This is a genomic window from Xanthomonas sp. NCPPB 3200 (assembly GCF_056393585.1).
Genome location: NZ_CM150785.1, coordinates 4,548,931 through 4,574,138, shown reverse-complemented (window position 1 = coordinate 4,574,138; position 25,208 = coordinate 4,548,931). Strand labels below are relative to the sequence as shown.

Here is a 25,208-nt window from a genome sequence, read left to right as displayed (position 1 = left end):
CGCAGGCTTCCGGCGATGAACGCCACCGTCGCTATCGTCGCCTGGAGCTTCCTGCTGGCGGGGCTGGGGTTGTTGACCGGTGCGGCGCTGTTGCCCGATCAGGCGCGCTGGATCCTGTTGCTGCTGGGTGTGGCGTTCGGCGGCGTGGGGGGCGGCATCCTCGGTTATCGCGTCTGGCATGCGCGGCGTGCTGCGTGGTTGCGCCGGTATGGCACGGTGGTGGAAGCGCGTTTGGTGTGCGTCGAACGCAATGCGTCCTTGCAGGTCAACGGCGTGCACCCGTTCCGTATCCTTGCCCATCGCCAAGACCGCACGCACAACACCCTGACTGAGTATCGCAGCGACAACCTGTGGATCGATCCGCAGCCGTTTCTGGTCGACGGGCAACCGCTGCGGGTCCTGGTCGATCCACGACGCCCAGCGCGCTACCACATGGACCTGAGCTTCCTGCCAACGCTGCGCAGCTGATCTGGCTGGCTTTCCTTCCTTCTTCCGGTACCGCCTTCATGAGCAGCTCCACCACCGTTGCACCGACCGAGGCCCGCATGGCCGAGATCGTGTTCCCCAACCACACCAACCACATGGGCACGCTGTTCGGTGGGCAGGCGCTGGCATGGATGGACAAGGCCGCCTTCCTGGCCGCCTCGCGCTATGCGCGCCGTGCGGTGGTGACCGCGCGCTCGGACCAGGTGGATTTCAAGCTGCCGATCCGCCAGGGCCAGATGGTGGAAACCATCGCGCGGGTGGTGGCGGTGGGGCGCAGCTCGATCAAGGTGGAAGTGGAACTGATCGCCGAAGACCTGCTCAGCGGCGCACGCGAGCTGTGCACCCGCGGCCACTTCGTGATGATCGCGCTCGGCGACGACGGCAAGCCGACCACGGTGCCGCCGCTGCCCGCGGTCAGCAGCTGACGGCGCTTATTCCTCGACCTCGCGGTCCTCGCGCTTGGTTTCCGCCATCGCCTCGGGCTCCAGCTCTTCGGCGCTGCGATTGAGTTTGACGAATACGCCCCAGGCGATCAGCAACAGCGCCGCGCACAGGCCCACCGCCGCCGCATACGGCAGCTTGGCCGGGTCGTCGTGCATCAGCTCGAAGATCGACACCAGCGTTTCGATCGCCAGCGCAATCACGATCACCACGAAGAACCGCGACAGGTAGCGGCGTACGCGCGTGGGGCCGCTGACCTTGACGTCGCGCAGGATCTCTTCCTCGAAGATGGTCTGGCCCAGCTCCAGCGTCACCAGCGCCACGGTGAGCAGGCCGATCGCCTCCAGCACCACGTTGAAGCGGTCGCGCACCACCATGTCGCCGCCCGGGGTGAAGCCATGCCACAGCTCCAGCCCGGCCATCGCCACCAGACCCGCCGCGCACAGCACGAAAAACGCCAGGATCACGAAATGACCGGCACGGAACAGGTGGCTGAGCGCTTTCATCGGCGGCGACACGGGCAAGGGGGACGCAGAGCATCGTGTGCACCGCGTCGTTGCAGCGCGAAGGCAATGGCAATGCCCATGTCGGCGGTGGCGCGTTGCGGCGATGTCGCCTTGCAGTGGTCATGCGTTGGCACTGCGACGCATGCGCCTGATCGAAGCAGGCATCAGGAACCGGCTTCTTTGCGAAGACCGCTTCAACGATCAGCGCCGAAAGGGCGTCAATCAGCTGCAACAAGCGTGGAGGTGCCAGAGAGGGAGGGCGCCACGCGAAAAGCCGTCCGCTCCAGGTCACAGCCCGTCCCCCACCGGGGGAAGGTGCCCGCAGGGCGGATGGGGGCACGGTTCACGCACACCCCAACACCCTCAGCTATGCCGCAACACCTGATACGCCTGCAGATGCACATTGGCCGCCATCAGCAGCGGCGCGTTGCGCCCTGTCTCGCGCACCCGCTTCAACATGTCGCCGACGATCTGCGCCGCTTCCACGTCCTGGCCGGCTTCCAGATCGCGCAGCATCGAGGCCTTCAGCGGCGAATCCACCTGCAACAAGGTCTGCAGCGCCTTGGCGCGCGCAGCTTCCGGGATCGGCTGCCCGGCCGCATCGGCGGCCCACAGGCATTCGTTGTACAGGCCGTTGATCAACGCGCGGCCGTCGTCGGTGGCGACGATCGCCCCGACCGGCGCACGCATCAGGCAGGTGGCCGCCGCCAGCGCGGTGAGGAAGCTGTACTTGACCCACTGCTCCTGCGCGATCTGCTCGCTGGCGACATGATCGATGCCCGCCTGCGCGCAGGCCGCCGCAAGCGCCTGCACCCGTGCCGATGCGGCGCGGCCATCGCGCTCGCCGAAGGTCATCGCCGCCGGCTTGCCCAGGTGCAGGATTTCGCCGTGCTCGCCCTTGGTCGCGCTGATGAAGCACAACCCACCCAGCACCCGCGCCGCACCGAAACGTTCGTCCAGCGCCGCGTAATGGCGCAGGCCGTTGAGGATCGGCAGCACCGTCGTGTGCTCGCCCACCGCCGGCGCAATCGCCTCGATCGCGCTATCCAGGTCGTAGGCCTTGCAGCTGAGGATCACCAGATCGAACGGCCGCTGCGCCACCAGGGCCGGCAGGTCCTGCGCGGTGACATGCGCCACCGGCAGATCCGCATCGCCCAACGGACTGCGGATGCGCAGGCCATCGGCCTGCAGCTGTGCGGCCCGTGCATCGCGCACCAGAAAGGTCACATCGACCCCGGCCTGCGCCAGGCGTCCGCCGAAATAACCGCCGGTGCCGCCGGCACCGAGGATGAGGATACGCATCGCCATCGTCATCAGCTCCGCAGACCCACGCCACGGCGCAGCAGCCACAGCGCCAGCGCGCTGAGCACCGCGACAAAGCCCAGCATCAGCGCGTAGGCGACCCAGATCGGCACATCCGAGCTGCCGAGCAGGCCGTAGCGGAACGCGTTGACCATGTAGAAGATCGGGTTGGCGTGGGTGGCCGCTTCGGCCCACGGCGGCAGCAGCTTCACCGAATAGAACACGCCGCCCAGATAGGTCAGCGGGGTCAGGATGAAGGTCGGCACGATCGCCACGTCGTCGAACTTCTTGGCGTACACCGCATTGACGAAGCCGGCCAGCGAGAAGATGGTCGCGCCCAGCAGCACCGTGGTCAGCGTGACCAGCGGATGCGGGATGCGCACCGGGGTGAAGAACATCGCGATGATCAGCACCAACGCGCCGACCATCACCCCGCGCAGCACCGCGCCGGAGACGTAGCCCCACAGGATCACCCAGTTGGGCATCGGGCTGACCAGCAGCTCCTCCACATGCCGGCCGAACTTGGCGCCGAAGAAGCTGGAGGAGATGTTGCCGTAGCTGTTCTGGATCACGCTCATCATCACCAGGCCCGGCACGATGAACTGCATGTACGAGTAGCCGCCCATGTCGCCCACGCGCGAGCCGATCAGCCCGCCGAAGATCAAGAAGTACAGCGTCATGGTGATGGCCGGCGGCACCAGGGTCTGGCCCCAGATGCGCAGGATGCGCTGCACTTCGCGGCGCACGATGGTGCCCAGCGCAGTCCAGTTGCGGCGCGCGTTGGTGGGTTCGGTCACGGTGCGGATCTCGTTCATGGCTGGCCTCCGCTGCGCGGCTGCGCGGGCGGTGTGCCGTTGGGGGCGACGGGCGTGGGGGCGGTGGCCGGTACCGGGGCGTCACCAGTCAGGCGCACGAACAGCTCTTCCAGGCGATTGCTCTTGGTGCGCATCGAGCGCACCCGGATGCCGGCGCTGCCGAGCGTGGCGAACACGCGGTTGAGGTCCATCGCGCGCGGCATGTCCAGGTCCAGCGTGTGGCCATCGATGGCGGTGAGCGTGGTGCCTTCGATCACCGGTAGTTCGGCCGGCAGGACACCGTCGATATCGAACAGGAAGCCTTCCACGTCCAGCTTGGCCAGCAGTTCGCGCATCGGCCCCTGGGTGACGATCTGGCCGTGGTTGATGATGGCCAGGTTGCGGCACAGGTGCTCGGCTTCTTCCAGGTAATGCGTGGTTAGGATGATGGTGGTGCCGGCGGCGTTGATCTCCTTGAGCACGCGCCACATGTCGCGGCGGATCTCGATGTCCACGCCGGCGGTGGGCTCGTCCAGGATCAGCAACCGCGGCTGGGTCATCATGGCGCGGGCGATCATCAGCCGGCGCTTCATGCCGCCGGACAGCGTGCGGCTCATCACCTGGGCCTTTTCCCACAGGTGCGAGCGGCGCAGCTCGGCTTCGGCCAGCGCGGCGGCCTGCTCGCGCGGCATGCCGTAGAAGCCGGCGTAATTGACCAGGATATCGAAGGGTTTTTCGAACAGGTTGAAGTTGACCTCCTGCGGGACCAGGCCGATCAGGCGCATCGCATCGCTGCGTTGGCCGACCAGGTCGGTGCCGAACACTTCCACCTGGCCGGCGGACAGGTTCACCAGCGAGCTGATGATGCCGATCAGGGTGGATTTGCCGGCGCCATTGGGGCCGAGCAGGGCGAAGAAATCGCCTGGCGCCACGTCCAGCGAGACGCCCTTGAGCGCCTGGGTGCCGTTGTCGTAGGTCTTGCGCAGATCGCACACACGCAACGCGGGTGCGGTGATCGGAGATGGAGAATTCAAGATATTCCTTCGCGTCAGCGTGACGGCGCAGCGAGTTGCAGGCCGTTATTATAGAAGCCCGCGGGGGCAAGCCCCGATCACAGACTGTCCCAAATACGTTCGTGCCCGTTCAATTCCCCCTCAAGCTTGTCGACCGGCGCATGATTGCGCCCACCGTGGCCCACTGCCAGTTCCTGCGTGACGACGGGCAGCCGCTGGATTTCCAGCCCGGGCAGTTCATCCAGATCCATTTCGATGCCGCCGACGGCACGCCGACCAAGCGCAGCTATTCGCTGGCGACCATCCACGACCATGCGCTCGGACCGGGCGAGGCGGTGGATATCGCGGTGAGCTTCGTGCCCGGCGGCTCGGCCACCGCGCTGTTCGAAGGCCTGCAGATCGGCGACCAGTTGCAGGCCAGCGGGCCCTACGGGCGCTTCTGCCTGCCGCCGGGCGACCACAACCGGCGCTATGTGCTGATCGCCACCGGTACCGGCGTCACCCCGTACCGGTCGATGCTGCCGCTGCTGGCCGAGGCGATCGCCACCCGTGGCGTGCAGGTGCTGCTGCTGCAGGGCGCACGCACGCCGGCCGAGCTGTTGTATGGCGACGACTTCCGCGCGTTTGCCGATGCGCACCCGCAGTTCCGCTATGTGCCGTGTTTTTCGCGCGAGCTGCCCGAGCAGCCGCATGCCGATGTGCGGCACGGTTACGTGCAGCAGCAGCTAGCCGAATGCGCGCCCGACGCGCAGGGCGATATCGCCTACCTGTGCGGCAACCCGGACATGGTGGACAGCTGCATCGAGGCGTTGAAGGCAGCCGGCCTGCCGAACGCGCAGATCCGCCGCGAGAAATACGTCAGCCCGGCTCCGGCGAAAACCTGAGCCAGTCGCGCGGTGCCGGGCTGGCTTGCTCAGTACCCGCCGATCGCGCCCGGTACGCGGTTCCCGACGCGTTCAAGGCCGCTCGACAGCATTGCGATGCTGTCCCAGGCATCCTCCCCGCCCACTGTGCGCTGCTGCAGTCGCATCCTGTGCTCCGGCGCGTGGTGCAACTGGAGCCACTGCTGCTCGGGCTGGCATTCTCGCTGACCGCTTCCGCGCTCACTACTGCAGGGCGCCGAATGCAGCGCGCCGCCGAATCGTCAGGCTGCAGCCCGCGTCGCTGGCGGGCGCTGCAGCTCGACGGTGATGTGCACCAGTTCTTCGTGGATCTGCAGGGCAGCGCGGACCAGGTCCGCATCGATGTCGGCCGCCGTGACCAGACTGACGACGCAGGCATAACGATCGCTGCCCACGCGCCAGACATGCAGGTCGCCGATGTCGATGGCATGCGGCAGCTCGGCGATGACCTGCTTCACTTCTTCCACCACCGGTGCATCCATCTCCGCATCCAGCAGCACGCGGCCGGTACTGCGCAGCAGCCCCCACGCCCACACGGTGACCAGCACCGCGCCGAGCATGCCCATGATCGGATCCAGCCAGGTCACGCCCCAGTACATGCCGGCGAGCAGCGCGACGATCGCCAGGACCGAGGTCGCCGCGTCGGCCACCACGTGCAGATACGCGGCACGCAAGTTGAGATCGGCATGCCCATCGTGGTGATGACCATGACCATGACCATGACCATGACCATGACCATGACCGTCATGCGCGTGGTCGTGGTGATGACCATGCGCGTGGCCGTGCGAGTCGCGTAACCACCAGGCGCAGATCAGGTTGACCAGCAGGCCGATGACGGCGATGACGGTGGCTTCCTGGTACTGGATGGGCTTGGGCGAGAACAGCCGTTCCAGCGACTGGAATGCCATCAGGCCAGCCACGCCCAACAGCAGGATGGCGCTGGTATAGCCGCCCAGCACTTCGACCTTCCAGGTGCCGAAGCTGAAACGCAGGTCGTTGGCATTGCGCCGCGCGAAGCGGTAGGCGAACAGTGCCAGCCCCAGCGCCAGTGCGTGCGAGCTCATATGCCAGCCATCGGCGAGCAGGGCCATGGAATTGAGCGTCCAGCCGCCGACAATCTCCACCACCATCATGACCACGGTCAGGATGACGGCCTTGCGGGTGCTGCGCTCGGCGAGCGGGTTGGCACTGGCGAATGTGTGCAACTGCGCGCAATGCGGCGCGGCGTGCGTGATCGACATCGGAAGAGGCTCTGGCTACGATACCCCCCAAGGGTATCTCAGATACCCCCAGGGGGTATACGGCAATGGCACATCTGAATCAGGACAAGTCCAAACTGCTCGCCCGCGTGCGCAGGATCCGCGGGCAAGTGGAGGGGCTGGAGAAAGCTCTGGCGCAGGACGTGGACTGCACCGCGTTGCTGACGCAGGTGGCGGCGTTTCGTGGCGCGGCGCAGGGCCTGATGGTCGAGCTGCTCAGCGAGCACTTGAAGCACCATGTCGCGGCACCGGAGGCGCTGGGCGAGCGCGAGCTGGCGGTCGACGACATCACCGCCATTCTCAAGACCTATCTCAAGTAAGAGCGGTCATCAAAACGACTGCGCTCACCATCAGGTGGGCGCGGCCGGTGCTTGGAATGGGCATGTACCACTCGTGCACTGCGGTTCCTCCGCGCTGTCTGCACCCGCTGGTCACTGCGCGCTACGTTTTGTTTGCCGCTTCGAGTCCTGCACATCGGGTCCAAGCGATCACGCCGATTCGATTTCAACCTTGTGCGCTGCGCGGGCTGAGCGACGGCCCAGCGCGCTGGACCTTGATGATGTCGTGCCTGCAGTGTCCTGCGGCGATGCGCACGACGTGCCGCAACGCACGCGTGACGCATCCGATGTTGCGAACGATGCACGGTCGGGACGTCGCGCCGAACTGCGCGCATCGTTGCGCGCACGCAATCCACACCCAACGCCTCGCCTGATTGCAGGCGCAACGGCGTGCCGGGCGCTCAGCGCGCCGACGGCTCCAGCGTCATCAGCACCACATCGTTGCTGCGCATCGGCACGCGGATCTCCACCACGCCATCGGCGCCGACGCGTACGCGCCGGTCCTGCTCGGGCGTGTCGCGCGTGGCTTGCTGCAACTGCGCCAGCTGCCGCGGCGCCAGGTCCTTGGGCATGCCCATGTCGATGTACAGCGACAGCGGATCGTTGCGCCGGTAGCCGGTCTTGCGCACCTGCAGCCGGTAGTTGCCGGCCGGCACGTGTGCCAGGCGGAAGACCAGCGCTGCGCTGTCGGTGCTGGGCACCTGTTTGGTATAGAACGGGGTATTGCTCACCGCCTGCACCGGCTGCTGCCAATCCCAGGCCAGCGCGGCGATGCGCTGGCCATCCACCGCCGCAAATGCGTGCGCATCGCGCAGCGGAATATCGCGGCCCTTGAGCGCGTTCAAGTACTTGTAGGCAAACCACGCCGGCTTGCGGATGCCCTCGCGATTCATCAGCCCGAAGCCGCCGTGGAAGGGCGTGGGCGGCGGACCGGGTTCTTCGAACAGATCGGTGTAGGTCCAGTAGCTCATGCCCTGCACCAGGCCTTGCACCTGCTTGAGCTTGGTCAGGATGTAGGGCGCGTTGATGTAGCTGTCGTGGACGAAATCGCGCGGCGTATAGCTGCTGCTCCACTCGGTGAAGTACAGCGGCAGATCCGGAAATGACGAGGCCTGGATCTGCGCACGCACGCGGCGCACGTCGCCGACGATGGCATCCGGCGATGCCGACAGCTTGACGTCCTGCTTGCCATGTTCATCGAGAAAGCCGCCCTCCACGCCATAGGTATGCGTGGTGACGAAGTCGATCGGCAGTTTGTGCTTGGCAACGAAGGCCAGCAGTTCCGGCACCCAGTCCGCACCGGCGGTGGAGGGGCCACCGACGCGCAGCTGCGGATCGATCGCCTTGATCGTGCGCGCGGTGTTCGCATACAGGTCGAAGTAGGCCTGCTGGTCGGCGTTCTCCCAGAAATCCTTGAGGTTGGGCTCGTTCCACACCTCGAAATACCACTGCCGCACTTCGTCGGCACCGTAGCGCGCACGGATGTGGCGCACGTACGCATCGATCAGCTGCGTCCACTTGGCCGGGTCCGGATGCGAGGTGTTGCCCTTCCAGTAGAAGAGCGTCTGTTCGGAGGTCTTCATCGCGTCGGGCGTAAAGCCCAATTCCACGAACGGACGGATGCGCTTGGCCAGCAGCGCATCGTAGAGCTGATCCAGTTTGGTCCAGTCGTAGACGAGCGTGCCGTCGACGTCTTTCACCGTGCCGAGCACGTCATGGAACACGTCGTGGAAGCGGATATAGCGAAACCCCAGCTCCTGCACCGCCGGAACCAGTTGCGCCTGGCTGTCGCTGCGGATCAAGGTGCCGGGAAAGTCCGAGCCGATCGACAGGTCGTAGAACCGGTCGACCGGCCCGGCGGCGCTGGCCAGATCCAGCTCGATCGTGCGAGGTGCGGCGGCCTGCGCCATGGCAGAGCTCGCCATGCAGCCGCTCAGTGCAATTGCCAACCAGATCTTCAGACGCATCACCGCTCCCGCCAATGTTCGATCGCGGAGCGTAACCCAGCTCCGGCCCAGTGCTGCGGACGGGCGTGCTTGGTCTTCCTGCTGCCAGCGTTGCGTGGCGATGGGCAGGGATTGCACGCGGTCGAGTGTGTAAAGGGTGCTTGACAGCCGGCCGCGCCCGGCGCATCGTGCCTGTCAAGTTGACTTGACAGGCGAAGGGAATGCGTCAGCAGCATCGGCAATGGGAGTGCATACCGGCGTGGTCGGCGCAGCGGTCGCTGCGCAGCGATACCGGGATGGAGGGCACTGACCTGCCAGTGCGTCCATCGGACCGCGCGAGGCAACGCGCATGACCCGCTGCAGACGCAATGCGCTACTGGCGCTCTGCCTGGGAGCCGGCCTGCTCGCCGTCAGCGCGCTCGGTCGTTGGCAACTGCTGCCGCTGAGTGCCCACCTTGCCGGGCTCTGTGCCGGCGCGGGCGTGTCCTGCCTGGTGCTGTCGCTGCTGCTCTTGCTGTCGCGCGGCAGCCTGCGCGACAGCACACGGCCGGCATTGGCGCGGCGCTATTACCGCGAATTCGGCGTGCCGATGGGCTTGTATGTGGTGGTGATGCTGTTCTGGAGATATTTGCTTGCGCATGTGGATCCGAGCTGGGCACGCGTGCTGATCGCCTTGTTGCCGGCCGTGCTGGTCGCCCTGGTGATCCGCGCGGTGGCGCGCTACGTGCGCGACTCGGACGAAATGCAGCGGCGCATCGAATTGGAGTCGATCGCCATTGCCGCCGGCCTGGTCAGCGGCGCGTACATGACCGGCGGGTTCCTGCAGGCCGCCGAGCTGATCGACATCCCCGCGACGGTGGCGATGTTGTGGGTATTTCCGATGTTGTGCGCCATCTACGGCATCACCAAAAGCATCAATGCCCGACGGTTCGAATGAATAGCCGGGTGCGCGAATTGCGCGAGGCCAGCGGCTGGTCACAGGGCGAGTTGGGCGAACGCCTGGGCGTATCGCGGCAGACCATCAATGCGCTGGAAACCGGCAAGTACGATCCCAGTCTGCCGTTGGCATTTCGCATCGCGCGTCTGTTCGGGGAATCGATCGAGCACGTCTTTCTTTACGAAGACGGGCAGTAGCCGCGCCGGTCACACCCGACCGGATGCGGCGTCAGGGGACAGGAACTATCAGGAGAGATGGTGAACATGGTGAAGCAACCCACACTGGTGGCGGCGCTGCTGATCGCATTGCTGGCAACCGGATGCCAGCCTGCGGACCAGCCAGCTAAAAACACGGCTGCCACGACCAAGACGGGCGCAGCCACGCCCGGCCTCGCGCAGCCGCAGACCGGCACCGCCGCAGGCAATCGTTACGGCACGCTGCAATTTGCACCGTGCACGCTGAGTTCCGGCAGCGCGGCCGGCAATATCGAGGCGCAATGCGCCAGCCTGCGCGTGCCGGAAAACCCGGCCGCGCCGACCGGGCGCAGCATCGATCTGAAGATCGCCTGGCTGGAAAGCGAGGCCGGCGCCGGCAGCACGCCGGATCCGGTGTTCTTCATCGCCGGCGGACCGGGACAATCGGCCACCCAGGTCGCCGCGATCGTGGACATGGGGCTGCATGAAGTCCGCAAACGGCGCGACATCTTCCTGGTCGACCAGCGCGGCACCGGCGGTTCGCATCCGCTTGCGTGCCGCGATGCCGCCGGCAAGCCGCTCGTACTGGAAAACAGCAGCGCCGCCACCGCCGAGCAATTGACCGATTACGCACGCCAATGTGCACAAGGGCTACGCAACGATGCCGATCCGCGCTATTTCACCACCAGCGAGGCGATTGGCGATCTAGATGCGGTACGCGCCGCACTGGGCGTGCAGACGCTCAACCTGATTGGCGGCTCCTACGGTACCCGGGTCGCACAGCACTATGCGGCGCGCTATCCGCAACACACACGCACGCTGGTGATCGATGGCGTGGCGCCAAACGATCTGGTGATCGGCGGCAAGTTCGCGCGCACGTTCGAAGACGCGATCGCGTTGCAGGCCACCCAATGCCGCAAGGACGCGGCATGCGCCAAACGCTTTCCGGTGGACACGCGCACGCAGCTACGGCAGGTGGTGGAGCGCTTGCGTCAGGCGCCGGTGGCGGTGGATTACCGCGACCCGCGCACCGGTGAACTGCACCACGAGCAGGTGACGGCCGATACCGTGGTCGGCCTGGCGTTCGGGTTTTCGTATGTGCCGCAAACCGCCTCGTTGTTGCCGCTGGTGCTGGACGAGGCGGCGGCAGGGCGTTACGCCTCGCTGATGGCGTTGGCGCAGATGAGCGCTTCGGACATGTCCGACCAGATGAATCGCCCGATGCAATGGTCGGTGCTGTGCAGCGAAGACGCCGGCCGCTACACGCCGCCATCCGGCAAGGACGACACCTTGCTGGGAGCGGAGGTGGCGCAGATGTTCTTTGCGCCCTGCAAGGCCTGGCCGACCAAGCCGACCCCGGCTGCCGACGCCGCACCGTTCAAATCCAACCTGCCGGTACTGTTGCTGTCGGGCGAGCTGGATCCGGTGACGCCGCCGCGCTATGCCGAGCGTGTGCTGCAGGGCCTGCCCAATGGCCGTCACCTGGTGGCGCCGGGGCAGGGCCACGGAGTGTTTCGACTGGGCTGCATGCCCAAGGTGCTGGGCCAGTTCCTGCAGACCGCCAATGCCAAGGCACTGGATGCGCAGTGCGTGGCCAGCCTCAACAACGTGCCCGCGTTTACCTCGTTCAACGGATGGGAACCATGAGCCGCACCGACCACGCCACGGAGGCGCACGCATGATCGTCGTCGACAAACTGCACAAGTCGTTCAAGACCAAGACCGGGCTGGTGAAGGCGGTCGATGGGGTCAGTTTCAGTGCTGCCGATGGCCAGATCACCGGCCTGCTCGGTCCCAATGGCGCCGGCAAGACCACCACCTTGCGCATGCTCTACACGCTGATGTCGCCCGACCAGGGCAGCGTCACCGTGGATGGCGTGGATGCCGCCCGCGACCCGGTGACCGTGCGCCGCGCGCTGGGCGTGTTGCCGGATGCGCGCGGCGTCTACAAGCGGCTGACCGCGCGCGAGAACATTGCCTATTTCGGTGAGCTGCACGGCCTGTCGCGTGCGCGGATCGCCGAGCGCACGCGCCTGCTGTCGGCCGCGCTGGACATGGACGACATTCTCGACCGTCAGACCGAAGGCTTCAGCCAGGGCCAGCGCACCAAGACCGCGATTGCGCGCGCGCTGGTGCACGACCCGCGCAACGTCATCCTCGACGAGCCCACCAACGGGCTGGATGTGATGACCACGCGCGCCATGCGTGGCTTCCTGCAGCAACTGCGTGCCGAGGGGCGTTGCGTGATCTTTTCCAGCCACATCATGCAGGAGGTGGCGGCGCTGTGCGATCGCATCGTCATCGTCGCCAAGGGCACGGTGGTGGCCTGCGGCAGCGCCGACGAACTGCGCGCCAGCACCGGCGAAGACAATCTGGAGGACGCCTTCGTCAAGGCGATCGGCTCGGACGAGGGACTGCACGCATGAGTACCACATCGTTGTTGTCCACGCTATGGACGGTGCTGCGCAAGGAGTTGCGCGACATCGGCCGCGATCGCCGCACGCTCGCACTGGCCTTGCTGCTGTCGCCATTGCTGTATCCGGTGCTGATCCTGGGCATGGGCGCATTGAGCGAAAGCCGCGTGCGTACGCAGATCGACAAGCCATTGGAGATCCCAATGCTCGGCCGCGAGAACGCGCCCAATCTGGTGCGGTTCCTGGCCGCGCAGGGCCTCAATGCGGTCGATGCGCCGGCCGATCTGACCGCCGCGATCCGCAATCAGGATGTGGATGTGGCACTGCGCATCAGCGACAGCTACGCCGACGATTGGCGCGCCGGGCGCCCGGCCCTGGTGGAGGTCATCAAGGACAGCACGCGGCGCGAGGCCGACGTGCCGAGCCTGCGCCTGCAGGCCGCACTCGGCAGCTATAGCCAGCAGGTGGGTGCACTGCGCCTGCTGGCGCGCGGCATCGATGCGCAGGTGGGCAGGCCGCTGGAAATCGCCGCGCAGGATCTGGCCACTGCCGACGCCAAGCGCGGGCAGATGATGGCGATGCTGCTGCCGGTGCTGCTGGTGATCACCTCGTTCCTGGGTGGCGCCTCGCTGATCCTGGATGCCACCGCCGGCGAGCGCGAACGCCAGTCGCTGGAACCCTTGCTGGCCACCCCGGCGCCGCGCAGCGCGATCGTCAGCGGCAAGATCGCTGCCGCCTGCGTGATCGGCATGGTGTCGCTGTTGCTGACCTTGCTGGCCTTCAAGTTGAGTGCGCAGCTGTCCACCTCGAACCTGGGCCGCCAGCTCAACGTCGGTTTCGTGCCGATGCTGCAGATGCTGTTCATCCTGGTGCCGATGCTGTTCATCGGCACCTCGCTGCTGACCTATCTGGCCGCCGCCGCCAAGAGCATGAAGGAAGCGCAGGGGCATATGACCTGGCTGTTGCTGCTGCCGATGCTGCCGGGCTATGCGCTGATGGCGTATCCGTTGAAGACGCAGCTCTGGCATTTCGCGGTGCCGTTTCTGGCGCAGAACCAGATGCTGCTCAAGGTGATCCGCCACGAGCAGATCAACGCGCAGACCTGGGCGGTGTATCTGCTGGCGGGCTTCGGTGTGGCCGCGGTGCTGTGGTACGCGGCAGTGCGGCGCTATCACCAGGAGCGGCTGGCGATTTCCGGCTGATGTTCCTTCTCCCCCTCGGGAAAAGGTGCCCGCAGGGCGGATGAGGGTACGGGTCACCAGCAAACAAAAAGCCCGCATCGCTGCGGGCTTTTTGTTTGGTGCCCGACATTCGCCGGGCGTGTAGTGCATCGATCATCGGCAGCCATTGGCCATCAACCAGCAATCAACAAACGATCGACCAATCAAGCGATCAACGACCAAGCAACCAATCAATCAGTCAAGCAATCAATCAATCAAGCAACCAATCAAGCAACCAATCAAGCAACCAAGCAATCAATCAATCAAGCAACCAATCAAGCAACCAATCAAGCAACCAACCAACAGACTCACTCACTCAGCCGCATGCAGATGCACTCGATCGCCCAACGCACCAATCAACCGCCGGGGTTGAACGACAGCGTGCGCCGCGTGGTCACCGGGGCAGCCACCGGTTCGAAGCGCCAGCGCTTGACCGCATTGAGCGCTTCGCGGTCGAACACGCGCGGCGGGGTGGCGCGCAGCACGCGCGAGGCGGTGATCGAGCCGTCGGTGCCGACGGTGATCTCCACCAGCACTTCGCCGGAGGTGCCGGCGCGCAGCGCTTCCGGCGGGTAACGCGGTGCCGGGGTGCTGATCGGGCGCAGCGACTGTGCGGCCGGTGCAGCCGCGGCAGTCGCCGGGGCCGGGCGCGGGGCGGCCGGGGTCGGAGCAGGCGTGGGGGTCTCGGCCTGACGGCGCGCGGCGGCCTGGCGTTCGGCCTCGGCGCTCTGCTGACGGGCGGCTTCCTGTTGCGCGGCGATCTGCTGCGCAGCGGCCGCCTCGCGGGTCTGCTGCTCGGCCAGACGCTTCTGCTCAGCGGCCTGCTTGGCCTTGTCCTCGACCAGCTTCTTGGCCTGCTCGGCATCCTGCTCGGAGCGGCTGGCGGCGGTCTTCATGCCGGTTTCCAGGCCGCTCTTCAGCCGCGGCAGTGCCGGTGCCTTGGGGTCGACCTTTTCGATCAACGCGATCAGGCGCTGCGCTTCGGGGAATTCTTCGCGGCTGATGCCCTGTTCGGCGGCGATCAGCGTGTACGGCAGCAGGTCGGTCAGCGCGCTGTTGACGGTGGCGTCCTGCGGCTGCTTTTCACGCAAGGCCAGGTAGTACTCCACCGCGTTGTCGCCGGCCGGGGCGTACATGCGATTGTCCTGCAAGGCCTTGGTGGCCGATGCGCGCAACTGGTCGGCGGCCATCGATTGCACCTGCGGCGACACTGCGGTGGCCGGCGTCGGCGCGGCGGCCGGTGCCGAAGGCGTGGTGCCGGTGGCAGGCGCGGTGGCGGCGGCCTTGTCGTCCTGCTTGGAGCAGGCGGCCAGGCCGACCAACAAAATGACCGGCGCGATCCGGCGTGCCATACGGCCCTGTGTCAGATCCAACATGCGTCCCCCTTACCCCGATTGCGAAAGATGCTGCGGCGAGGCCGGCCATTGTTCCCGCAATGGACGGCAAAGCGGCAATCTAGCATTGCTGGGGCGGTCTAAGCCAAGGGGGGCGCCTGCCGGGCGCAAAATTCATCGCGCTCCGGTAGCCAGCGCGGCGTTGGCCGGCAGCCGCGTGGCCGGCTCGGGCAGCGGCGGCGCAGGGCAGTAGCGGTGCAGGAAGTCCGCATGCGCAGGCAGCCGCGCCAATGCGGCATCGACCCGTGTGCGGATGGTTTCCAGGAAATGACGAAGCTCGGCATCGCCCATCAGGTCGGCCACCGGGTGGTGCTGCTTCGGCGTGATGCCCTGGCCCAGCATCACCTGCACCCAGGAATTCTCGGCAAACAGCTCGTTGGCCTGGTGGAACACCCGCCCGCTCTGGCGGAACAACTCCACCCGGTGACGCAGCGTGTCGGGGATGTCCATCGCCGCGCAATCGCGCCAGAACGGCGTGTCGCGGCGGTCGGTGGCGTGGTAATGCAGGATCACGAAATCGCGGATATGGGTGATTTCGGCGGCGGCCTGGCGGTTGTACTCGGCAATGTCGACATCGTTGATGACCTGCGGAAAGGTCTGCATCAGCCGGATGATGCCGCGCTGGATCAGATGGATGTTGGTCGATTCCAACGGCTCCAGGAAGCCGCTGGCCAGCCCCAGCGCCACGCAGTTCTTTTCCCAGACCCGATGCCGCTGATTGGGCGTGAAGCGCAGTGCGCGCGGCTGGGTCAGTGCGCGGCCGCTGAGATTGCGCTGCAGTACCTGCGCGGCGCTGTCCTGATCCATGTAGCGGCTGGAGTACACGATGCCGTTGCCGACGCGGTGCTGCAGCGGAATGCGCCACATCCAGCCCGCCTGATCGGCGCGCGAGCGGGTGTAGGGCACCGGCGCGCCGACCGATTCGGTCTGCACCGCCAGCGCGCTGTCGGCGAACAGCCACTGCGACCAGTCGTCGGTGCCCACGCCCAGCGTCTTGCCGATCAGCAGGCCGGAAAAGCCGGTGCAATCCAGGAACAGATCGCCTTCCACCCGCGTGCCGTCGTCCAGCGTCAGCGCGGTGAGATAGCCGCTGTGCGCGTGGGTCTCCACGCTGCCGATGCGGCCTTCGATGCGCTGCACGCCGAAGCCTTCGCTGAAGCGGCGCAGGAAGCGCGCGTACAGGCCGGCATCCAGGTGATAGGCGTAATTCATGCCGCCATTGGGCAGATGCGCAAAGCGGCCTTCCTGCGCGGCACGCAGTTCCAGGCAGTAGTCGCCGAAGTCGCGCGCCAGGCCACGCTGCCGGCCCTTCAACCAGAAATGCTGGAAGCCCGCGCTCCAGTGATCGGTGCCGGTGTGGCCGAAGGAGTGGATGTAGTGCCGGTCCACATCGCGCCAGTGTTCGAAGCCGATGCCCAGCTTGATGGTGGCCTGCGTGGCGGCCATGAACGCGGCCTCGTCGATCTCCAGCAGGCGGTGGAAGGTGACCAGGCTGGGGATGGTGGCTTCGCCCACGCCCACGGTGCCGATCTCGTCCGACTCCACCAGCACGATCTGCAGATGCCGGCCCAGCACTTTGGATAACGCGGCGGCGGCCATCCAGCCGGCGGTGCCGCCACCGGCGATGACGACGCGGCGTACCGGGCGCTGTTGTGGGTCGGAAGAGGCGGTGTCGGTCATGGCGTCAGATCCTCAGCGATTCAGGCGTTGCAGCAACCGCGCGCGCAGGCTGCGGGCACGGGCCTCGTCCATCGGCGCCAGGACGCCGCGCGCAGACTCCGGCATGTGTGCGGCGGTGTCCGCATCGGCATCGAACACGTAATGGTCGAACACGTCCCGCCAGATCGCGCGTTGCTCGGCTGGCAGGTCGCGGAGGGTGAGCAGCGCCAGCATCAGCGCGTTCATCGGCGAATCCATGTAGGCCGGGCTCTGCCGCCACCAGAAATTCACCAGCACGTTGAACGGTGTCAGCGCTTCGACGTGATGCCACCACATGCTGGGAATGAACAATGCATCGCCCGGTTCCAGCTCGGCCACCAGCGCGTGTTCCAGCGCCTGCGCATAGCGTGGAAAGCGCTGCAGGTCCGGCGCGGCGATATCCACCAGGCTGACCGGCTGCCCGGCCGGGGTGAGATCGAGCGGGCCGATATACAGATTGGCCAATTGCTGCGGCGGAAACAGGGTAAAGCGGCGGCGCCCGGCGACCACGCAGGCCAGGTTGTCGGGCAGGTCCTGGTGGGCGGCGATGCGGGTGCGGTTGCCGATCCAGATACTGGCCAGCGGCTCGCGCTGCGGCAGCGCGATCGGGTTGTGCGCGCGCAGGCCGGGCAGGTAGGTGTCCAGCGTGGTGGAGCCGACGTAGATCGCCGGTGGCTGCGGGTTGTGCAGATCGCGCAACAAGGTCTCCAGCACCACGCCCAGCGGCACGCGCTCGGGACGGAAATTGAAGCCGCTCATGTCCGCGTTGTAGAAGAAGCGCCCGCCGATGTCCGGCGGGCCGACCTGTGCCACCACCGCTTCGCCGCGATCGAAACCGCGCAGGTAGGCGGCGGCGGCCTGCGCCGAGGTGGCGCCGGCCTGCGCCAGTGGCCAGTCGCGCACCAGCCCGCGCAATACCAGCGGCATGGTGGAGCGCAGCACGGCCGGGTCCAGCTGCTGCGGGTCCAGCCCGTGCCGTTCTTCGATGGCGCGCGGCTCAGCCAGCATGACGGCGCTGCATGCGGTCGAGCAGATGGCGGAACTGCGCGATCGAGGCCACCGCCATGTACAACGGCTCCAGATCGCCATGCCGGTGCAGGTCGAGCAAGGCCGCATCGTCGAGTGCGCGCAGGCGTTCCTCGTGCACGGCGTAGAGCCCGGTCAGACGGCATTCCAGGCCGTTCTGCAGCGTGGCCTCGAACACGAACGGTTCGAGCAAGTCGTAGCCAAGCAAGCGGTCGACGAAGGCCTCGCTCGCGGCCAGGCCATCGTGCAAGGTGCGCAACACCTGGCTGATGTGATCGAGAAACTCGCTGGTGCCGCCGTGTTCGCGAAACAGCACCTCGCCTTCGCTGCGGCTGATGCGCGGGCTGTCCAGGTCCACGTGCACCATCGGCCCGTCCTCTTGCTCGCCGATCAAAAACGGTTGCCGCTGGATCGCCAGCGGCACGTACGGCGCATCCCAGCGCGCGCCGTCCAGGAACAGGTTCTCGCCCAGGCGTAATCCCAGCAATGCCAGCGGCTGAAAACTGCGCTCGCCGCTGCGATGGAACACGATCGGGTACTGCGCCTGCAGTTGGCGGAACTCCTGCGGAAAGGTCGCGGCCGACATCACGTCGTCGCCGTAGGCGGCGCCGTGCGTGGTGATCACGCGCAGGTCGCGGTGATCGAGGTTGTTCAACAACACGGCATTGGTCATGGGGGGAAAGAAACATCACGCGGGGCGCGTGGCCCATGCTTGGACAGTTGCTTCGGCATGGCAAGTCCCGGATGCGACACATCCGGGAAACGCCACGAGAGCGCCGTGCGAAACGCCCCGGCAGACTCGCTGCCGGGAGCGCTTAAAAGAACATCACTGCATGACCAACGCGCTGCATCACCAGAACTTGTAACGCACGCCCAGCATGTAGCGCGGGCCGGTCTGGGTGGCGTAGATGATCTGGTTCGGGTGACGGCCGTGCTGGCGCTGCACCTCGTCGGTGAGGTTGATCGCCTCCAGGCTCAGCGACAGGTTCTCGGTCCACTGGTAACCGATGCTCAGGTCCAGCTGGCCATAGGCTTCGGTGTAGACCGGGTTGGGCTGGCCGCTGCCGTCGAAGCGTGCAGCCAGGAACTCGTCGCGCCAGTTGTAGGCCGCACGCACCTGCCACTTGTCCCGGTCGTAGAAGCCGACCACGTTGGCCGAATCGCTCAGCCCTTCCAGCGCGAACTGCTCGCCGATCACGTAGTTGTCGTAGGTCAGACCGGAGTCGACCATGGTGTAGTTGGCCGACACGCCAAAGCCGCTGTCGCCGAACATGTGCTGCAGGTTGAATTCCCAACCGTCCAGCGAGGCCGAGCGCTGGTTGGCCGGCGCGGTGATGGCGAAGTTGGCCACCGGATCGCCCGGCTGCCCGCTGATCACGCCGGTGGCGTTGCCGTTGGAGTCGTCCGGCCCGCGCACCACACCCGGCGCACCGCCGCGGTTGCGGAAGATGTAGTTGCGGATGCAGGTCAGGTCGGCCGAGGCGCAGCCGTTGCCCAGCGCTTCGTTCCAGTACGCACCACCCACTGGCGTGTTCAGGCCCAGCGAGGTGTCGTTGCGCGTGGTCACGCCGATGTAGTTGTCGATGTTCTTGCGGAAGAAGCCCACCGAGGCGTAGCTGGCATCGCTGTAGTACCACTCCAGCGAAAAATCGATGTTGTGCGAAAGCAGCGGCTTCAGGCCGGGATTGCCTTCCTGGCCGGTGCCGCCTTCCAGGCGCGCGATCTGGTTGAGCGTCTGCCCGCCCTGGATGTCGCCCCAGCCGGGCCGGCCGATGGTTTCGCCGTAGCTGCCGCGCAGCACCAGATCCTCGGTGAGCTTGAAGCTCAGGTCCAGGCTGGGCAGCCAGTATTCGTATTTGCCGCTGCCGCTGGCGAACGCCGAGTCGGCCAGGCGGATCGGCAACTCGTTGTTGGCGACCCAGTCGATGCCCACCGCCACCGGCACCAGTGCCTGCGCCTCCACCTTGGTTTCTTCGTAACGCACACCGGCGGCCAGGCTGATCGGCACGCGCAGATCGTCCCAGCTGTTGTTCCACTGCAGGTAGGCGTTCTTGGATTTTTCGGTCACGCGGCGGTCGGTGGTGAACACCGGCGAGGTGCGGTACAGCGCATCGTCGCCGGCCACCTGCGCGGCCGCCTGGCGGGCACGTTCGAAGTCGAACAGGAACAGCTGGTTGAACTGTGCCGGATTGCCGCTGCCGTCGATCGCATCGAAGTACTGCGCAAACGAACTGGGGATCCACAGATCGTCCGGATAATCGGCCGCGGTGCCGGCACCGCCCCAGGTGTCGCGCTGCACGTTGGAGAATGCCGAGCGGTTCTTGACCTCGGTGCTGCCGATGCCGAACTTCAACTGCGAATAATTTTCGAAGGTGAAGTCGCCGTTGACCTGGGCCTGGTCGATCTCCGACTTCATGTAGCTGTTGCGGAACGCCGAGCCGGTGACCAAGGTGCGCGACGGATCCAGCCCGGTCAGGCCGAAGCCCAACTGCTGCTGCAACACCGGGAAATCCTTGCTGAAATCCACCACCGAGGTGCCGCGGTAGAAACCGGACACGCCCAGCGAATTGCTGGAACCGAACGGGCTGTCCGCACCGGCTTCTGCGGTGGAGCGGTGGATGTCGAAGTTGAGCTTGAACTGGTCATTCACCGCCCAATCCACGTTGAAGCCCAGCGACTTGTTCTGGTTGCGCGTGGCCGCATTGGAGCCGGCGGTGGCCAGATCGCTGGTGGCCGGATTGACGATCTCCGAATAGCTCACCGGCCCGGCGACCGGGCCATTGGTCCAGGCGCTGGCCGACGGCCCATAGTTGAACCACACCGACATCTCGTTGCGCTGCTGCTGGATCTTGTTTTCCGAATAGGTGTAATCCAGCGTCGTGGTGACGTTGTCCAGCGGCTTGTACTGCAGCGTCAACTGGCCGTTGGTGCGCTGGCGCTCGACGCCGACCACGCGGTAGTTGAGGTTCTGCGGCACCGAGTAGATGTCATTCGGGCCGGGGCGGTTGACGATGTTTTCCGAGCCCGGTGTACCCGGCTGCGGGATGGTGCCGTAGGCGGTGGAATCGCCGCGGAACGAACGCCAGCCGTTGGGCACGCCGACCTGGCTATAGCCGAAGTCGCGTTCCTGGTAGCTGCCGCTCAGCGATACGCCGAAGCGCCCATCGGCCGAGGTGTTGCTGAAGATGCCGGAGATTTCCGGGGTCAGCGCATCGCCCTGCAGGCGTCCGGGCAGATTCTCGTTGGAGCTGTCGTGTACGCCCTTGAGGCCGACGTTGGCATGCAGGCCCGGGTTGTCCAGCGGCCGGCTGGTCTTGATGTTGATGGTCGCACCGATGCCGCCGGTGGGCGTGCTGGCGCGGCTGGTCTTGAACACCTCGATGCCGGAGATCGACTCCGACGCCAGGTTGGCGAAGTCGAACGCGCGCGAATTGGAGGCGTTGGATTCCTCGATGCTGGCGCCCGGCATCTGCCGGCCGTTCAACAGCACCAGGTTGAAGTCCGGGCCGACGCCGCGCACGGTGACGCGCGAGCCTTCGCCCAGCGAACGGTCGATCGACACGCCGCTGATACGTTGCAGCGACTCGGCCAGATTGGTATCGGGGAACTTGCCGATGTCTTCGGCCACGATGCCGTCGACGATGCCTTGCGCATCGCGCTTGACGTTCATCGACGAGGTCAGGCTGCCGCGGATGCCGGTGACCTGCACCGCATCGAGCGTGGCGGGGTCGGCCTGGCTCGCGCCGGGGACGGTAGATGCGGACTGCGGTGCCGGCGCGGTCTGCGCGGCCAGCGGCGTCGACAGGGCAAACAGCAGGGCAGACGTCAGACGCCGCGTGCGCGGCAGGGTGCGTGGCTCTCTCACAATGATTTCTTCCCCAAATGAAGATAGCCGGCCCCAGAGGGCAGGCAAAGGTCGATGACACAATCGTGCATTTGTGAGCGCAGGCTTAACCAAGTCAATTTGCACTGCAGCATCGGCCACGAGCCAATCGCGTCACACATCGTTCCAGCCAGCACCACCGCACGCGCACGCACCGGTCGCGGGCTTGGTCGTACCATCGATCGCCAAGGCGCGCGCTGCGTGCCACCCCTTGCCGAACTGGAGCGCACGATGATCGACCTGTACTACTGGCCCACCCCCAACGGCCACAAGGTCACCTTGTTCCTGGAAGAGGCCGGGCTGGACTACACGCTCAAGCCGGTCAACATCGGCAAGGGTGAGCAGTTCGAGCCGGCCTTCCTGCAGATTTCGCCCAACAACAAGATGCCCGCGATCGTCGACCACGCACCGGCCGACGGCGGCCCGGCGCAGAGCGTGTTCGAATCCGGCGCCATCCTGCTGTACCTGGCCGAGAAGACCAGCCGTTTCCTGCCGCGCGATGCGCGTGGCCGCATCGCCGCGCTGGAGTGGTTGTTCTGGCAGATGGGTGGGCTGGGGCCGATGAGTGGCCAGATGGGCCACTTCAACGTCTACGCGCCGGAAAAGATTCCCTACGCGATCGAACGCTACAACGCCGAGGTGCGTCGCCTGCATGGCGTGCTCGACAAGCGCCTGGCCGAGCAGGCATTCCTGGCCGGCCCCGAGTACGGCATCGCCGACATGGCCAGCTATCCGTGGATCGAGGTCTACGCCGACATCCGCCCCGATTACGCCGAGCTCCCGCATCTGAAGCGCTGGCACGACGCCATCGCCGCGCGCCCGGCCACGCAACGTGCGTATGCGCTCAAGGAGCAGGTCAACCCCAACGCCGGCAAGCCGCTGAGCGAGGAAGAGCGCAAGCATCTGTTCGGCAAGCGCTGAGGGCGCAGTAGCAACAGCGCGGCACGCACGGCAGTTCCACACGGCGGCTGAGCCCCCTCCCCCCGGGAAGGGGTTGGGGTGACGGTACGGTCCGCGCGCCTTTACCGCGCGCACAAAGTGGCAGGACGTCCACGCGCGCCATCACCCGCCGCGCTTCTCAAACACCCCACGTGCCCGCATCCTGTGTGCTATCTCAAGACAGGATCTTCGATGCGCGCCCTGTTCGCCGCCCTTGCCCTCATGCTCAGCACGATCACCACCGCCCACGCCGAAAGACTCACCCTCGACGCCATCACCGGCCCATTGCCGTTGTCCGGCCCGACGCTGATGAAACCCAAGGTCGCCCCCGACGGCTCGCGCGTGAGCTTCCTGCGCGGCAAGGACAGCGACCGCAATCAGCTGGATCTGTGGGAGTACGACATCGCCAGCGGTCAGACCCGGCTGCTGGTGGATTCCAAAATCGTGCTGCCCGGCACCGAAACGCTCAGCGATGTCGAAAAGGCCCGCCGCGAGCGCCAACGCATCGCTGCCTTCGCCGGCATCGTCGATTACCAATGGGCGCCGGACGCACATGCACTGTTGTTCCCGCTCGGTGGCGAACTGTATCTGTACGACCTGCGCAAGACCGGCGCGGCGGCAGTACGCAAGCTCACCCACGGCGAAGGCTTCGCCACCGACGCCAAGCTCTCGCCCAAGGGCGGCTTCGTCAGCTTCGTGCGCGAGCGCAACCTGTGGGTGATCGACCTGGCCAGCGGCAAGCAGCTGCAGCTCACCAGCGACGGCAGCGAGACCATCGGCAACGGCGTGGCCGAGTTCGTCGCCGACGAGGAAATGGATCGCCACACCGGCTATTGGTGGGCGCCGGACGACTCGGCGATCGCCTTCGCGCGTATCGACGAATCCGGCGTGCCGGTACAAAAGCGCCCCGAAGTCTATGCCGACCACACCGAAGTCATCAGCCAGCGCTATCCGCAGGCCGGCCAGCCCAATGTGGCCGTGCGACTGGGTGTGATCGCACCGCGCGCCAACGCCGCGCCGCGCTGGATCGAGCTGGGCAGCAATCCCGATATCTATCTCGCACGGGTGGATTGGCGCGATGCGCAGCGGCTGACCTTCCAGCGCCAGTCGCGCGACCAGAAAACTCTCGAGTTGATCGAAGCCACGCTGGCCAGCGGCAAGCAACGCGCGCTGATCACCGAGACCTCGCCGACCTGGGTGCCGCTCCACAACGATCTGCGTTTTCTCAAGGACGGTCGCTTCATCTGGAACTCCGAGCGCAGCGGCTACGAGCATCTGTACGTGGCATCGGAAGATGGCCGCACGCTCACGCCGCTGACCTCCGGCGCCTGGGTGGTCGATGCACTGCTCGCCGTCGATGAGCAAGCCGGCACGGTGTATTTTTCCGCCAGCAAGGAGTCGCCGACCCAGGCCCACATCTACGCCGTGCCGCTGGCCGGCGGTGCGATCGAACAACGTTCGACACCCCACGGCACGCACGCCGCCAGCTTCGCCAACAACGCCAGCGTGTATGTCGACAGCTGGTCCAACACCTCCACGCCGCCGCAGATCGAGCTGTTTCGCGCCAATGGCGAAAAAATCGCCACGTTGCTGAAGAACGATCTGGCCGATCCCCAGCACCCGTATGCCAGATACCGCGACGCGCAGCGCCCGGTGGAATTCGGCACGCTCACCGCCGCCGACGGCACCACGCCGCTGCAGTATCGCCTGATCAAACCGGACGACTTCGACCCGGCCAAGCGCTATCCGGTGATGGTGTACGTGTATGGCGGCCCCGCCGCGCAGACCGTGCTCGATGCCTGGCCAAGCCGTGGCGATGCGCTGTTCGATCAATATCTTGCGCAGCGTGGTCACGTGGTGTTTTCGCTGGATAACCGCGGCACCCCGCGACGCGGCCGCGCCTTTGGTGGCGCGCTGTACGGCAAGCAGGGCACGGTGGAAGTGGACGACCAGCTGCAAGGCGTGGCCTGGCTCAAGGCGCAGCGCTGGGTCGATCCCGCCCGCATCGGCGTGCAGGGCTGGTCCAATGGCGGCTACATGACGCTGATGCTGCTGGCCAAACACAGCGACGCCTACGCCTGCGGCGTGGCCGGTGCACCGGTCACCGACTGGGGGTTGTACGACACTCATTACACCGAGCGGTACATGGACCTGCCGGCCGGCAACGCCGCCGGCTACCGCGACGCACGCATCGCCACCCATCTGGACGGCCTGCGCGCCAAGCTGCTGCTGATCCACGGCATGGCCGACGACAATGTGCTGTTCACCAACTCCACCGCGCTGATGAGCGCGTTGCAGGCGCGCGGCACTGCCTTCGAACTGATGACCTATCCCGGCGCCAAGCACGGCTTGTCCGGCAGCACTGCCCTGCATCGCTACAAGACCGCGGAGGCATTCATCCAGCGCTGCCTGATGCCCTGAGCGGCCGGCAATCGGGTGCCGGGGAGACGGAACTGCAGTGGTAAACGGTCGCCGATGCCTGGTATCGGCGACATTCACCAGAGCGGTCGGGCAGGA

At 66.1% G+C, this 25,208-nt stretch carries 22 protein-coding genes and 1 other RNA gene; 12 read left to right on the top strand and 11 right to left on the bottom strand.

Annotated elements, in window-relative coordinates; translation table 11 throughout:
- Positions 1-15 precede the first annotated feature (15 nt).
- On the top strand, positions 16-468 hold the full coding sequence (locus AC06DU_RS19810; protein WP_478203060.1) for a hypothetical protein: 453 nt from the start codon (positions 16-18) through the stop codon (positions 466-468).
- 38 nt (positions 469-506) lie between these two features.
- Positions 507-911 carry an acyl-CoA thioesterase gene (locus AC06DU_RS19805; protein WP_024940687.1) on the top strand — a complete coding sequence of 135 codons (405 nt, stop codon included), beginning with the start codon at positions 507-509 and terminating at the stop codon, positions 909-911.
- Positions 912-917: 6 nt separating this feature from the next.
- Here AC06DU_RS19805 and AC06DU_RS19800 read toward each other — a convergent pair whose 3' ends face one another.
- The 4 genes from AC06DU_RS19800 to AC06DU_RS19785 form a co-directional block, all read right to left on the bottom strand.
- Positions 918-1,433: a hypothetical protein gene (locus tag AC06DU_RS19800; protein ID WP_024940686.1), complete on the bottom strand. Its 516-nt coding sequence runs from the start codon at positions 1,431-1,433 to the stop codon at positions 918-920.
- A 363-nt stretch (positions 1,434-1,796) separates the two neighbouring features.
- Positions 1,797-2,741, bottom strand: coding sequence for a 2-dehydropantoate 2-reductase (panE, locus tag AC06DU_RS19795; RefSeq protein ID WP_435012957.1), 945 nt, complete (start codon positions 2,739-2,741; stop codon positions 1,797-1,799).
- Positions 2,742-2,746: 5 nt separating this feature from the next.
- A complete protein-coding gene (locus tag AC06DU_RS19790) occupies positions 2,747-3,550 on the bottom strand; it encodes an ABC transporter permease (protein WP_046345017.1) in 804 nt (267 codons plus the stop codon).
- The gene (locus tag AC06DU_RS19785) at positions 3,547-4,563 is read right to left on the bottom strand and encodes an ABC transporter ATP-binding protein (protein WP_024940739.1); all 1,017 of its coding nucleotides are present in this window, start codon (positions 4,561-4,563) and stop codon (positions 3,547-3,549) included. The genes AC06DU_RS19790 and AC06DU_RS19785 overlap by 4 nt, the downstream gene beginning before the upstream one ends.
- 35 nt (positions 4,564-4,598) lie before the next feature.
- Here AC06DU_RS19785 and AC06DU_RS19780 point away from each other — a divergent pair, with 35 nt between their 5' ends.
- Entirely contained in the window at positions 4,599-5,426 is an 828-nt protein-coding gene (locus tag AC06DU_RS19780) for a ferredoxin--NADP reductase (protein ID WP_161961245.1), read from the top strand.
- A 260-nt stretch (positions 5,427-5,686) separates the two neighbouring features.
- Here the strand turns inward: AC06DU_RS19780 and dmeF are convergent, their stop codons facing one another.
- A complete protein-coding gene (dmeF, locus tag AC06DU_RS19775; RefSeq protein WP_478203059.1) occupies positions 5,687-6,685 on the bottom strand; it encodes a CDF family Co(II)/Ni(II) efflux transporter DmeF in 999 nt (332 codons plus the stop codon).
- Between the two features lie 65 nt (positions 6,686-6,750).
- On the opposite strand from dmeF, the gene AC06DU_RS19770 reads away from it, so the two are divergent.
- Entirely contained in the window at positions 6,751-7,023 is a 273-nt protein-coding gene (locus tag AC06DU_RS19770) for a metal/formaldehyde-sensitive transcriptional repressor (RefSeq protein WP_039514053.1), read from the top strand.
- A gap of 62 nt (positions 7,024-7,085) precedes the next feature.
- Positions 7,086-7,160: non-coding RNA, sX9 sRNA (locus AC06DU_RS19765), on the top strand.
- 282 nt (positions 7,161-7,442) lie between these two features.
- Here AC06DU_RS19765 and AC06DU_RS19760 read toward each other — a convergent pair.
- Positions 7,443-9,008, bottom strand: a complete 1,566-nt coding sequence (locus AC06DU_RS19760) for a GH39 family glycosyl hydrolase (RefSeq protein WP_478203058.1) — start codon at positions 9,006-9,008, stop codon at positions 7,443-7,445.
- 328 nt (positions 9,009-9,336) lie between these two features.
- Between AC06DU_RS19760 and AC06DU_RS19755 the strand changes: the two genes are divergently transcribed.
- From AC06DU_RS19755 to AC06DU_RS19735, 5 genes are read left to right on the top strand one after another with little or no spacing between them, the layout of a single operon-like run.
- Entirely contained in the window at positions 9,337-9,924 is a 588-nt protein-coding gene (locus AC06DU_RS19755; protein ID WP_167710015.1) for a hypothetical protein, read from the top strand.
- Positions 9,921-10,121, top strand: a complete 201-nt coding sequence (locus AC06DU_RS19750; protein ID WP_016903655.1) for a helix-turn-helix transcriptional regulator — start codon at positions 9,921-9,923, stop codon at positions 10,119-10,121. The genes AC06DU_RS19755 and AC06DU_RS19750 overlap by 4 nt, the downstream gene beginning before the upstream one ends.
- Positions 10,122-10,181: 60 nt before the next feature.
- The gene (locus AC06DU_RS19745) at positions 10,182-11,765 is read left to right on the top strand and encodes an alpha/beta hydrolase (protein WP_478203057.1); all 1,584 of its coding nucleotides are present in this window, start codon (positions 10,182-10,184) and stop codon (positions 11,763-11,765) included.
- Between the two features lie 31 nt (positions 11,766-11,796).
- A complete protein-coding gene (locus AC06DU_RS19740; protein WP_024940732.1) occupies positions 11,797-12,543 on the top strand; it encodes an ABC transporter ATP-binding protein in 747 nt (248 codons plus the stop codon).
- Positions 12,540-13,733, top strand: a complete 1,194-nt coding sequence (locus AC06DU_RS19735) for an ABC transporter permease (RefSeq protein WP_102251113.1) — start codon at positions 12,540-12,542, stop codon at positions 13,731-13,733. Before AC06DU_RS19740 ends, AC06DU_RS19735 begins: the two co-directional genes overlap by 4 nt.
- Positions 13,734-14,107: 374 nt before the next feature.
- On the opposite strand, the gene AC06DU_RS19730 is transcribed toward AC06DU_RS19735, so the two are convergent.
- The 5 genes from AC06DU_RS19730 to AC06DU_RS19710 all read right to left on the bottom strand — a co-directional run bounded on the left by AC06DU_RS19730 (position 14,108) and on the right by AC06DU_RS19710 (position 21,734).
- Entirely contained in the window at positions 14,108-15,127 is a 1,020-nt protein-coding gene (locus AC06DU_RS19730; protein WP_226427924.1) for an energy transducer TonB, read from the bottom strand.
- Positions 15,128-15,259: 132 nt separating this feature from the next.
- Complete coding sequence (locus AC06DU_RS19725) at positions 15,260-16,825, bottom strand: tryptophan halogenase family protein (RefSeq protein ID WP_478203056.1); 1,566 nt, start codon at positions 16,823-16,825, stop codon at positions 15,260-15,262.
- 12 nt (positions 16,826-16,837) lie between these two features.
- On the bottom strand, positions 16,838-17,851 hold the full coding sequence (locus AC06DU_RS19720) for a cupin-like domain-containing protein (RefSeq protein ID WP_478203055.1): 1,014 nt from the start codon (positions 17,849-17,851) through the stop codon (positions 16,838-16,840).
- On the bottom strand, positions 17,841-18,542 hold the full coding sequence (locus AC06DU_RS19715) for a SapC family protein (RefSeq protein WP_226427926.1): 702 nt from the start codon (positions 18,540-18,542) through the stop codon (positions 17,841-17,843). Before AC06DU_RS19715 ends, AC06DU_RS19720 begins: the two co-directional genes overlap by 11 nt.
- A gap of 177 nt (positions 18,543-18,719) precedes the next feature.
- Complete coding sequence (locus AC06DU_RS19710) at positions 18,720-21,734, bottom strand: TonB-dependent receptor (protein WP_184616101.1); 3,015 nt, start codon at positions 21,732-21,734, stop codon at positions 18,720-18,722.
- A 249-nt stretch (positions 21,735-21,983) separates the two neighbouring features.
- Here AC06DU_RS19710 and AC06DU_RS19705 point away from each other — a divergent pair, with 249 nt between their 5' ends.
- Positions 21,984-22,673 carry a glutathione binding-like protein gene (locus AC06DU_RS19705; RefSeq protein WP_104553141.1) on the top strand — a complete coding sequence of 230 codons (690 nt, stop codon included), beginning with the start codon at positions 21,984-21,986 and terminating at the stop codon, positions 22,671-22,673.
- A 210-nt stretch (positions 22,674-22,883) separates the two neighbouring features.
- Positions 22,884-25,112, top strand: a complete 2,229-nt coding sequence (locus AC06DU_RS19700; protein WP_478203054.1) for a S9 family peptidase — start codon at positions 22,884-22,886, stop codon at positions 25,110-25,112.
- The last annotated feature ends 96 nt before the right edge of the window (positions 25,113-25,208 follow it).